The sequence below is a fragment of the Veillonella sp. oral taxon 780 str. F0422 genome (genome assembly GCF_000221605.1).
Lineage (GTDB): Bacteria > Bacillota > Negativicutes > Veillonellales > Veillonellaceae > F0422.
On sequence record NZ_AFUJ01000040.1, the window covers coordinates 26299 to 39027 of the forward strand.

Here is a 12729-nt window from a genome sequence, read left to right on the forward strand (position 1 = left end):
TAGGAGGCAGTAATGATGAAAGGGAAGGCATTACGTATTGTGGTGAGTACGATATGAAACATTCTATATTACTCATTACGTCTATGACGAAGCATTGGCAATGGGCTAAAGAAATAGAACAGAAGTATACAGATGAGACTATGTCCTTGGGCATAGTCTTTCTGTCATCTGAAAATATAGAGTTAGAAGATGTTCAGAGGGCGATTGATGGTACGGATATAGTACTATTTACTCATGTAGGAAGTACCTTAGATACTCCTTTGGTAAAAGGGATTCACAAATATATTACACAGAAACAAGTTCCTTATGTATTACTATTCCATGATTCAGCGTCGGATATACAGCGATATGGTATTGCAGATGAGGACATTGATCAAATTAAGGCTTATTTGCACCAAGGTGGAAGAGAAAACTTTTATGGACTGTGCCAATATATGCTATCCTTACAAGGTTATACAGGGCCAGTAGAGCCGGTGAAAGAACTACCATACCAAGGTATTTTAGGCAGACAAGGGGAAGTGTATCCATCCTATGAGGAATATCGTAAGGACTATGATCATGTCGGTCCAGTGGTAGGTATTTTCTTTTATCGAGATGAATGGGTGCAAGGTCAATTAGACTATCCCTATGCACTGTATGATCGTGCATTAGAACAAGGGTTATCGCCGGTATTAGTATTTGGTCAATACAGCAGTAAATCTGGTGGACAATTACGGTGGTACGATTGTTGGCACACGTTGTTTGATCATCAAGTGAAAGAGACAATATCTCTCATCATTAATACATGCAAGTTTTCCATCATTGGCTTGCAGGGGGCGAGTCGTGATGAACTGACAGATTTAGGAATCCCTATTTTGCAGGGCTTTGTTACCTATACTACTCTTGAAAGATGGCAAACACGTTCACAAGGGTTAGAGCCTATGGATATATCCTTTTCCTTGTCATTGCCGGAAATAGATGGCATTTTAAACGGTCATATTGTAGGTACCAGAACGTATTCAGAGGAAAGAGGCTACTATTTTAAACCATATCCTGAGGGGATTCAAAAGTTAGTAGACCAAGCCAAACGATGGATTGCATTGCAACAGAAACATAGGTCAGAAGTAAAGATTGCTCTATTCCTTCATAATTATCCTCCTAAAAATTCACATATTGGCAATGCCTGTGGGCTAGACACGCCAGAATCTGTACTACGGTTGTTGCAAGAATTACAACAGAACGGATATACAGTAGACGGTATCCCTCAAACGAGTGAAGATCTAATGATGATACTGACCAAACATGCTACGAATGATGTAGATTGCTTGACCGATTCAGCCGTAGAGAAAGCCCCGAAACTACCGAAAGAAGTGTATACGACGTGGTTTTCAAAGCTGAATAGTGCTACCCAAGAATCACTACTACAACATTGGGGACAGCCCATAGGAGAGATATTTGTAGAAGCGGATGAGCTTATTATTCCCGGTGTGGCCTTTGGCAATGTGTGGGTATTAGTACAACCGCCACGTGGATTTAGTGATAATCCAGATGCTTTGTACCATTCGCCGGACATTCCGCCTACGCATCACTATGAGGGAGTATATCATTGGGTGCGTACTGTATTTCAAGCTGATGTGGCGATTCATATGGGGACACATGGCAATTTAGAATGGCTACCTGGTAAGGGTACCGCCTTAAGCGAATATTGTTATCCCCAATTAGGGATTGAGGATATTCCGAATCTATACCCGTATTGGACGACTATTGTCGGTGAAGGTATCCAAGCAAAACGGCGTAGCCATGCTGTTTTACTTAGCTATTTGTCACCACCTATGAAGCGGTCTGGTTTGTATGGTGACTATGAAACGCTAGAACGATATTTGGACGAATATGACCATATGAAAGCGCAGGAAACAAACCAAGAGCAAGTGGTACTAGGGTATATATTATCATCCGTGAAAGAGTGTCATTTAGAGCACTTGTGCGAAGCCTTCGACTGGTACCAAGAGGGCGGGCAGGTACACTTTGTGGTAGATAGAACTGTCAGTGAAGAAGAGTGGCGTGCCTTAGCTGACTCCATTCATGTAGACGAGGTAGAAGAACTATTAGGGGATATTCATAATTATTTGATGGATATCCAACATCGTCATATTCGTTGTGGCTTGCATATTTTAGGGCAAAATCCAACCACAGAGGAAGAGGACGGGTATATAGATGCTTTCATAGACATGCATAGTGTGCCAGACGATGCACAGAAAGAAACGCTGTGTGAGACCTACCTCGCAGGGTTGCGCCAAACCACAGAAGAAATGTGCCAATTGTTACGAGGTTTAGAAGGAAACTATATTCCACCTAACATCGGTGGCGCTGTTACTAATGGTGGTATCGATGTGCTACCGATGGGGCGCAATTTTTATGGCGTTGATGAACGGACCTTGCCGACCTTGCCTGCCTATGCCATCGGTTGTGAACTAGGCGATGCGTTGCTCAATGAATATATTCGAGAAGAACAGCGATACCCAGAGGAAATTGGTATTGTCTTGTGGGCAGACAACACGCAACGCTCACATGGACAATGTATTGGTGAAGTATTCTATTTATTGGGTGTACGACCAGTTTATACAGGAAGTCGTGTGTCCAATTTAGAAGTTATACCTCTCGAGGAATTAGGGCGACCACGCATCGATGTAACAAGCCGTATTAGTGGGTTATTCCGAGATATGATGCCTTCTGGTGTCATGTGGATTGCAAAAGCGGTGCAAATGGTAAACGCCCTAGCCGAAGATCATAGCGTGAATTATGTGAAAAAACATATAGACTTGGATACAGCTGCGTTAGTAGAAGATGGTATGGACTATGAAGAAGCTATCAAGGCTGCTTCGATTCGTGTCTTTGGCGATGCACCAGGTGCCTATGGGGCAGGAGTGAATCAAATTCTGGAACAAAGCAACTGGTCTACTCGTGAAGATTTAGCCAATGCCTATGTCACCTGGGGTGGCTATGGATATGATGAGCAAGGGGAGATTATTCCAAGCTATCAACAGTTTCGTAAGCGATTAGGTTCCATCGAAGTGACTGTGAAAAATGAAGATAACCGAGAGGTGAGTTTGTTGAGTACAGATGATTTCAATGCCTACCATGGGGGTATAATCGCGGCTGTGGAGGCGGTGAAAGGTACTAAGCCGAAATCATTTATAGGAGATACCACGTATCGTAAAGATATTTTGGTGCGTTCCTTAGAAGATGAAATTCAGCGTCAGTTCCGTAGTGAACCAATGAACCCTATTTTTATAGAGGGGATGATGAAACACGGCTACAAGGGGGCAGCGGATATGGCTTCCTATGTACAACATACCTATGAATGGGACGCCACTAGTGATATGATTCAAGATTGGATGTATGATGCCTATACAGACGAGTATGTCATGAATCAGGACGTACAGGACTGGATGCGCCAAGTCAATCCTTGGGCATTAGGGGCCATTTGTACTACTTTATTAGAAGCAGAACAACGAGGACTTTGGAAGGCCAGTGCGGAACGTATAGAAGGATTGCGCGATGTGGCAATGTCCTTGGAAGATGATCTAGAGGGGTATTATGATGAAACGTAAGGAGACTAACATGAGTACTATATATCCTTTTACAGCCTTAGTAGGACAAGATCAAATGAAATTGGCCTTACTCCTCAATGCGGTAGACCCACGGGTAGGTGGTGTATTGATACAGGGTGATAAGGGAACGGCAAAATCGACGGCGGTACGAGGCTTAGCCAAGGTGCTACCGATGCATCGTGATGGCACACCGATGAAAGTGGTGGACCTTCCATTGCATTGCACGGAAGACAGATTGGTGGGAACCTTGGATATTGAGCGGATGCTGCAAGAGGGGAAGCAAAAGTTTTCTCCAGGCATTTTATTTGAGGCTCACGAAAATATTCTCTATGTGGATGAAGTCAATTTACTAGAGGACTACTTAGTGGATACATTGCTAGATGTGGCGGCGATGGGTGTGAATCGGGTTGAACGTGAGGGCATTAGCCATAGTCATCCATCACGATTTATTTTGGTGGGCACCATGAACCCCGAAGAGGGGGCTATTCGTCCGCAATTGTTGGATCGCTTTGGTCTATCGGTGACTGTGAAAGCAGAAACAGATGTAGCATTGCGGATGGAAGTATTGCGTCGTCGATTGGCTTTTGAAGATACTCCACAAGCATTTATTGAGTCCTACAGGAAGGACGATGAAGCGTTGCGTAAAACCATTGAAACAGCGCGTAAAGCGTTGCCTACCATTGGGGTAGATGCAAATCTATTAGAATTGATTGCCAATATATCTATTACCCTAGGCGTAGAGGGACATCGTTCAGATATTACCTTGCTCAATAGTAGCCGTGCTTTGGCGGCCTTACAGGGGGAGCCCCATGTGACCATGGATCATCTGAAACAGTTGACACCGCTTGTGGTATCTCATCGGATGAAGCGGAAACCTTTTGAGCAACGTGAATTTGATGAAACTATGTTAGAGAATCTATGGGCCACCTATGAAGGGATACAGAAGTAGTAGAATCATCAAAGATTTTGTTAAAGGAGGTGAATGGTATGAGTGTACAACTGAATACAGGCATTCACCTCTTTTTGCAAGAACCTTTGTTGCGGACATTACTGATTTCAGGTGAAGTGGGAACGGGAAAAACTTATGCTCTGTTACAAGCATTGCTTGATAGGGGCCGAACCTATACGACGATTACATCCCACACAGATGTGAGTGCTATGCAGGAAGCAGTGGATATACAAAGGACCTTAGAAACAGCTCAAATTGTAAAACAAGCACATCCTTGGGACGTGTATGACTTGCTTATCTGCGAAGGATTGGATCACTTTGACCGGTCCATGTGGTTACGGATTCTTTATGAGCAAAATCATCGGTACGAAGCAGGAAGACCGCTACAAATCATTGGGACCTATACAGGAACAGAAGGGCTATCGCAATGGGTCTATGATATGGATTTGTGGATACCCATAGAATCCCCAGATGTGGATACTAGAGTGCGGATCCTAGCAGATAGAGACCATGCAGATATATATGAGAACGGTACGACTTGTGAAAGTTACCACAGGGAGGGAATATCAGTAGATGTATATGGAACTCATGGAGAAGAGTCGATTTGTTCTAAGGGGAAATTAATGGATGCACCTGGAATCCCAAACGTGCATGATAGCATATATACATATATTTCCAGTCTAGTAGAGAGATTTAACATTTCCTTTATGGGCATGGAATATATTTTACTAAAATCGGCCATAGGTTTAGCTAGAGAAAAAGGCCATCGATTTGTGGAGCCTAGGGATGTAGAAACAGTACTTCCTTGGACATTGCCTCAGAAAATGAAGAACCTAGTAAACCCTCGGATACAGCAAGATGGAGAGGCACAGGATTCATCTGATCGAATGCCATCCGATGAGGCAAGAAAGGAACAAGAGGAAAGAAAAGGGACTAGTTCAAACCGAGGGGAAGAGAACAGTTCTCCGCAGAAGGCTGGCAATGGCCAGTTGCAGGATGGGCAAGAGGAAAGAAGTCCTCAGGGAATGAGATCAGATGGTGATAGATCTTATGAGATGCAAAAAGAAGTGGAAGAGGACATTAATCAAGATACAAATCAGGCAGAGAAAGAAAATGGTTCTGTCTATATGGAGTTAGATGGACCACTGGGAAATGACACAGATAAAGAAGGTCTCAGTACATCCCATAGAGGTAAGGTAGAGGAGTCCTTTGCACTTTCAGAAGCAGTGGAAACGCAGGTATTACATTTATATGGGATGTTGCAATCTGGGCCGGAAAAGAAACACATAGACATCAGTGATGACGGTCGAGGCCCTAAGGTACATCGTCAAGGAACTATGGGGAGAACCATTGCATGGATACCAACGATAGTACAAGGGATTGTACGCAGTCGGCAAGTACCGATTCGGCTAACTATAGAAGATGTCAGATATGCTATGTATCAGGAAATGCCAAAAGAAGCCATCTATTTAGTAGTTGATACAAGTGGATCTATGGGACAGAGACAACGATTACAGGGGGCAGAGAAGTTACTTTCACAATTGGTACAGATGATGTATGTAAAACGACAGTATGTATCGCTCATCACCTTTCAAAAGCAAGGGGCGCAATGTGTGGTGCCGCTGACACAGCGAATTGAGACCATCCCCAAAGCATTGGGAGAAGCTCGTATTGGGGGCAGAACGCCCTTTGTAAAAGGCATTGAGGAAGCGGTCAAACAGATAGGCAACGACATGTCTCAAATGGGGCATGTACAAGCAAAGGTCGTAATTATTACAGATGGGAAGGTCACCTCACAAGCACTGCAGGGACTAGACGACATCGGTAGATGGCTTACGAATCAGGGGATACAAACAACGGTTATCGATACAGATACCAGTTTTGTACGTATGAACCGTGCCAAAGAAATTGCTCATATGTTAGGAGCAGAACTTATAAATATTTCTCAATATAGAGCGTATAACTAGTGATAGAATATATAGGTAAATATATGCGCCATATGCTATAATAGAAAGTAGAATCCAAATTTGGTTTGGTAAAAGGTAAGGTGTAATTATATATGGAAAAACGACAAGATTATTTGCAAATGATTGCAGGTGAGTCGGTGTCCCGTAGACCAGTTTGGTTTATGCGTCAAGCGGGACGAAGTCAAGCGGCATATCGCAAGATTAAAGAGCGATATAGCCTATTTGAGATTACTCATCAACCGGAATTATGTGCAAAAGTAACAGCTCTTCCCGTTCATGAGTATGATGTGGATGCAGCTATTTTGTACAAAGATATTATGACTCCTTTGGTGCCTATGGGCGTAGATGTGAACATAAAATCTGGTATAGGGCCAGTGATTTCTAATCCCATTCGGTCCAAAGATGATGTGGAAAAGCTACGGGATATTGTGGTAGAAGAATCGTTGGACTTTATGGTGAAAACGATCCAAATGTTGACGAAAGAAATGCTCACAGTTCCCTTAATTGGCTTTGCAGGAGCTCCTTTCACATTGGCTAGCTATATGATTGAAGGTGGCCCTTCTAAGAATTACCAGAAAACTCGTCAATGTTTAGTGGCAACCACTGAGATTTGGCATGCTTTGATGGAGCGATTGACTACTATGTCCATTACTTATATGGAAGGTCAAATTCAGGCGGGTGTGAATGCAATTCAAATTTTTGATTCATGGATTGGAGCCCTTTCCATGGAACAATATGAATGTGGCGTATTCCCGTATATGAAACATATTATTGGGACTATTAAAGAACGATATCCTCATATTCCTATCACTATGTTCGGCGTAGGTACTAAGCATTTATTCCCAGTGTGGAAAGAATTGCCATTAGATGTAATCGGTTGCGATTGGAGATGCTCCATTGCAGAAGCAAGTGCGATGGGCATCAAGCAAACATTACAAGGGAATTTAGACCCTGCCTATTTATTTGCAGATTGGAAGACAATTCAAGGTGAAATTGATCGTATTTTGGCAGAAGGTGCTGCTCATGGAAAGCATATTTTTAATTTAGGCCACGGTGTTGTGCCAGATGCGAATCCTACAGTATTGCGAAACATAGTGGAGTATGTACATGACAGAGGATAAAGAGATACAACAAGTTTGTGTATTGGTATTAGATTATGGCTCTCCCCGTTCCTTAGAAGATGTGAAAGAGTATTACACTCGTATACGGAGAGGTCACGGGCCAAGTGACGAAGAATTACAAGGTTTGCGACATAAGTATGAATGCATTGGTGGACAATCCCAATTAATGGAGTCCACCGCATGGCAAGTAGCGCGATTACAAGAAGAGTTACAAAACGAACTACCCTTTGCAAAGGTAACGGTGGTACAAGCACATAAATATATAGAACCACTCATCGCGGATGTAGGCAAGGAATTGAATCACTATGATACAGTAGTGGTGCTTATGATGAATCCTTATGGAACAGACATATTGAATGCATCCTATCTAGAGCCACTGAAACCGTTTATGAATGACCGATGGAAGGTAGTGCCACATTGGGCGGACGCACCCACATTAGTTTCGTCGTGGGTAGACCGAGTGAAAGAAACATTGTGTACACTGCCAGCTGGAGCTAACCCGCAGTATGTGTGTACGGCTCACAGTGTACCGCTCATGAAAGGGATTACCTATGATGGGTATGTTCATAGCTTACAACAAGTGATGCAATCCATAGCAGATCAATTGCAGTTGCCTCATCCTACCTTAGCTTGGCAAAGCGCAGGCACTCGTGGGGAATGGCTAACACCTACGGTAGAAATGGTTACGGAACAAGCGGGCGCAGAAGGGCATACCCATGTGGTATATATGCCTATCGGCTTTACTTGCACTCATATGGAAGTATCTTATGATTTAGATGTGGAACGTCGTGAACAATGTGATCACTTAGGTATATCTTATGTGCGAGTGCCTATGCCAGATCGTGACACTCTCTTTGTGAAAGCCATGGCGCATGGTGTATTAACAGCTCTCTTGAAGGAGGGATAATATGAAAGTAGCAATTATTGGTGGTGGTCTAACGGGCTTATCTGCAGCGTATTATATGGGCAAAGCATTTCCTAACTGGGACATTCATGTCCTAGAATCTTCGAATCGTTGGGGTGGAAAGGTACAAACAAAACGTCGCGATGGCTATGTGGTAGAAGTGGGGCCTGATTCGTATTTAGCCAGAAAAACATCTATGACAGATTTGGTACAGGAATTGGGATTAGGTGATACCTTGGTACGTAATGCTACGGGAGAATCCTATATTTATCATCAAGGTCAAATGAAGCCTATCCCTGGAGGATCCATCATTGGCATCCCTACAGAATTTCTTCCTTTTGCTATGTCTAGCTTATTGAGTTGGTCTGGTAAATTACGAGCTGGATTAGATATTTTTAAGAAACCATATCCAGGAAACGAGGATATGAGTATCGATGCCTTTTTTCGGTATCATTTAGGGGACGAACTAGTCAATTTATTAATTGAACCTCTCTTATCAGGTATCTACGGTGGAGACTTAAAACGCTTAAGTTTACTGGGAACCTTTCCAGAATTTCGTCAATTAGAACAAAAGCATGGAAACTTGGTCAAAGGTATGATGGCTATGCAAGGTATGCGCAAACAATCTGGGGCGGTTACTGAAGGACAATTTGCCCAATTAACGGGAGGTTTAGAATCATTAGTAGATGCTCTTGTGGAACAAATGCCAAAGAACGTTTCTTTGCACACATCGACTGAGGTGCTAGAGGCATCATACACAGATAAGCTCTATACAGTGCAAACACAAAACGGTACAGACTCCTACGATCGTCTTGTGATCACTACGCCACCTAAAGCCTATGAAAAATTTTTTGTGGGAGATAAAAAATTTGAAGACTTGCGGCATATGGAACAATCTTCTTGTGCCATTGTCATTATGAGTTTGCCGAAGTCAGCTTTTACAAAACCATTGCAAGGCACAGGCTTTGTCATCACTCGCAGCACAGAGACACCATTGACGGCATGTACTTACATTTCTAGTAAGTGGCCACAAACGACACCACAAGACAAGGTGGTATTACGCGTCTTTTTAGGGAAGCCTACAGACTCTACGGTAGATACGCACAGTGAAGAAGAACTGTGTGAATTGGCGCTTTCAGAAATACGAAATATATTGAAGTTTACAGGAAATCCAGAATGGATAGAAGTGGTACGGTTACAAAAAAGTATGCCCCAATATGAAGTGGGCCACAAAGAACGAGTGGCAACCCTCATGGACCATGCCCAAGAACACTATCCGGGATTGGCATTAATTGGAACTCCATTTAAAGGGGTCGGCATGCCAGATGGCATCAAACAAGCCTATGAATTGGTAGAAGCATGGAAAGAAGAAACTAAGGAGGTAGTTCCTATGGATACACATACAGAATCTGTTCATGCAGGTGCAACACCTATGCATGGACATACTACAGGACTAGAAAAAGTACCTGAAACATACGAAGGTTGGTTTAGCTTACACGCTAATTATTCCATCAATTTTGAAAAATGGAGAAGCTGGTCCGGTGAGCAACAAATTGAAGTATTGCAATCTTTCAAAGCATTTATTGGGAATTTAGAAACAGCTCATGAGGCCCATACAAGTAGCTATGCTATGTACCAAATCAATGGTCACAAGGGAGATATTATGTTTTGGTTCTTGCAACCAAGCTTGCAAGATTTGAACGAAGTAGAATTGACACTAAAAAAATTACCAATCTTTAGTGTATTACAGCCAGAATCTTCTTTTGTATCTGTGATTGAAGTAAGCAATTATGTGAAATCTCCGAAAGACCATCCAAAAGTACAAGCTCGGTTATATCCAAAAATTCCTAGATTGGCGTGTATGTGCTTTTATCCTATGGCGAAGCAACGTAATCTAACAGATAATTGGTATATGTTGGATCGTCAAAGCCGTGGTAGCATGATGCGTTCTCATGGACAAATTGGCAAAAAATATGAAGACACTATCAAAGAGTTTACGACGGGTGCTTTTGGCATGGATGATTGGGAATGGGGTATTACATTGATGAGTGATGATCCAATTCAGTTTAAAAAAATTGTCAATGAAATGCGATTTGATGAAGTAAGTGCTCGTTTTGGTATCTTTGGACCATTTACGATTGGCACGATTCTGGATATGGATGGTATAGATCATCTGTTTTCCTAATGTATCAATAGGGTATTAAATTATAAAGTGATGAAATTGCGACAGGTTTGCATACCAGTACCATACTGGATTATAAACCTGTCGTATTTTTTTGCTTTTCGCCAATGTGGTGGCTACTAATTTAAGCGTTGTGGACAACATTCGTGGTTGAGCTATATTTGTATCATGTTAGATAGAATTATTTGTATCTTAGTAATACTTATGCAGTAGTTATACGTTGTTATATGGTATAATGAAAGATATGATAAAGGAGTGATGTCATGAAATTGTTAGCTATAGACTTAGATGATACGCTGTTACGTGATGATAATACCGTGTCTGATTATACAAAAGAAGTCCTAAAAAAAGCACAGGACAAGGGAATTGAGGTACTCATTGCCACAGGTCGAATGTACCAAACGGCATATCCTGTAGCACATCGCTTAGGCTTAGGTGATGTACCGATGGTATTGTATTCTGGCGGAGTTATCCAACGTGTGGAAAGCAAGGAACTTATTTGGGAACGAGCTATTCCACCAGAGGTAGCGCATAAGGTATTAGCCATCGCAAAAGAGCATAATATCTATATTCAGTCCTATATTGATGATGAATTGTTAGTACACAGTGAAACAGAGTTTTCTCGTCTTTATGAAGAGATTACAGGTGCTAAGGCTATGTATGTAGGAGATGCGATCTATGAACCTCAAAAAGGGACAAACAAACTATTAGTAGTGGAAGAACCTGAACGTATGGCAGAGGTGATTGCTATTCTTTCCAAAGAAGTAGGCGATATGGTTGATTTAGTTCGGTCTAAGGTAAATTTTTTAGAAATCGTAGCACCTCATGTATCTAAAGGGGAAGCCTTGGCTTTTATGGGTGAGCAATTGGGCATCGGTTTAACAGATATGGTATCCTTTGGTAATTCAGAAAATGATATTTCTATGTTACAAGTAACAGGTCATTCCGTGGCAGTAGGGAATGCAGAGGAACATGTGAAGACAATTGCCAAAGAAGTATGCGACACAAATGAAAAAGATGGCGTCGCTAAATGGATTGAAGCGAATGTGTTATAAAATTTTGTAGGAGGGCCTCATGGAAGGGTTTCGTTTAATCATTGTGACCGGTATGTCCGGAGCAGGTAAAACACAAGTGATGCAAGTCTTGGAAGATATGGGATATTTCTGTATCGACAATATTCCTCCTGTGTTGATTCCTAAGTTTAGTGAAATTTGTCGTCAAAGTGCAGGCACTAAAGTGAGTCGAGTAGCCTTAGTGGTAGATATCCGCAGTCGTGAATTTTTTGATGATTTAAACAGTGCTTTAGATGATTTGACGGCTATGAGTGTGCCTTATGAAATTGTGTTCATGGAAGCTAGCGATGATACTTTGATTCGCCGGTATAAAGAAACACGTCGTAGTCACCCATTGGCACCATCAGGTCGTATTAGTACAGGACTGTCACAAGAACGGGCACTCTTGGCGGATGTACGTAGCAAGGCGGATCATATTATCGACACCACAAACATGAAAACATCTGCCTTGAAATCATTTATGCGCCGTACTTTTAGTCACGTGAAAGAACAAACAGATGGCATGGCTATTACAGTGGTAAGTTTTGGATTTAAATTTGGCATGCCTAATGATGCGGATATGGTATGGGATGTGCGATTTTTGCCGAACCCATACTACATTCCCGAATATCGTCATAAATCGGGGCGCGTACCTGTGGTAAAAGAGTATATTCACTCCTTTGAAGTGACTGATGAATTTAAAAAGCATTTCTTTACTACACTAGATTTCCTTGTGCCAAACTATGAACAAGAGGGAAAAAGCCAATTTGTGGTAGCTGTAGGCTGTACAGGCGGTATGCATCGTAGCGTAGCAATGGCAGAGGCATTATATGCACATTTGAAAGAAAAAGGCTGTAATGTTTCTGTGGAACATCGTGATATGATGCGTAATCATGTAGAAGAAGATGTGAATCCACGTTCTAGATTAGACCTATAAAGAAAGGAGTGGGACGATTCTTTCGTC

8 protein-coding genes are annotated in these 12729 nt (G+C 42.2%); all 8 read left to right on the plus strand.

The genetic code is table 11. The annotated features are described in order from the left end of the window. Positions 1–53 precede the first annotated feature (53 nt). The 8 genes from HMPREF9200_RS04690 to rapZ all read left to right on the plus strand — a co-directional run bounded on the left by HMPREF9200_RS04690 (position 54) and on the right by rapZ (position 12702). Positions 54–3590, plus strand: a complete 3537-nt coding sequence (locus HMPREF9200_RS04690) for a cobaltochelatase subunit CobN (RefSeq protein WP_038144747.1) — start codon at positions 54–56, stop codon at positions 3588–3590. A gap of 10 nt (positions 3591–3600) precedes the next feature. Continuing rightward, positions 3601–4539 carry an ATP-binding protein gene (locus HMPREF9200_RS04695; protein WP_009353712.1) on the plus strand — a complete coding sequence of 313 codons (939 nt, stop codon included), beginning with the start codon at positions 3601–3603 and terminating at the stop codon, positions 4537–4539. A 38-nt stretch (positions 4540–4577) separates the two neighbouring features. Further along, positions 4578–6506, plus strand: coding sequence for a VWA domain-containing protein (locus HMPREF9200_RS04700; RefSeq protein WP_038144749.1), 1929 nt, complete (start codon positions 4578–4580; stop codon positions 6504–6506). Between the two features lie 92 nt (positions 6507–6598). Further along, complete coding sequence (gene hemE, locus HMPREF9200_RS04705; RefSeq protein ID WP_009353710.1) at positions 6599–7627, plus strand: uroporphyrinogen decarboxylase; 1029 nt, start codon at positions 6599–6601, stop codon at positions 7625–7627. Continuing rightward, a complete protein-coding gene (hemH, locus tag HMPREF9200_RS04710; RefSeq protein ID WP_009353662.1) occupies positions 7614–8534 on the plus strand; it encodes a ferrochelatase in 921 nt (306 codons plus the stop codon). Before hemE ends, hemH begins: the two co-directional genes overlap by 14 nt. 1 nt (position 8535) lies before the next feature. Next, the gene (gene hemG / locus HMPREF9200_RS09005; RefSeq protein WP_009353652.1) at positions 8536–10716 is read left to right on the plus strand and encodes a protoporphyrinogen oxidase; all 2181 of its coding nucleotides are present in this window, start codon (positions 8536–8538) and stop codon (positions 10714–10716) included. 260 nt (positions 10717–10976) lie between these two features. Further along, positions 10977–11768, plus strand: coding sequence for a Cof-type HAD-IIB family hydrolase (locus HMPREF9200_RS04720; protein ID WP_009353713.1), 792 nt, complete (start codon positions 10977–10979; stop codon positions 11766–11768). Between the two features lie 19 nt (positions 11769–11787). After that, positions 11788–12702, plus strand: a complete 915-nt coding sequence (rapZ, locus tag HMPREF9200_RS04725) for an RNase adapter RapZ (protein ID WP_009353656.1) — start codon at positions 11788–11790, stop codon at positions 12700–12702. The last annotated feature ends 27 nt before the right edge of the window (positions 12703–12729 follow it).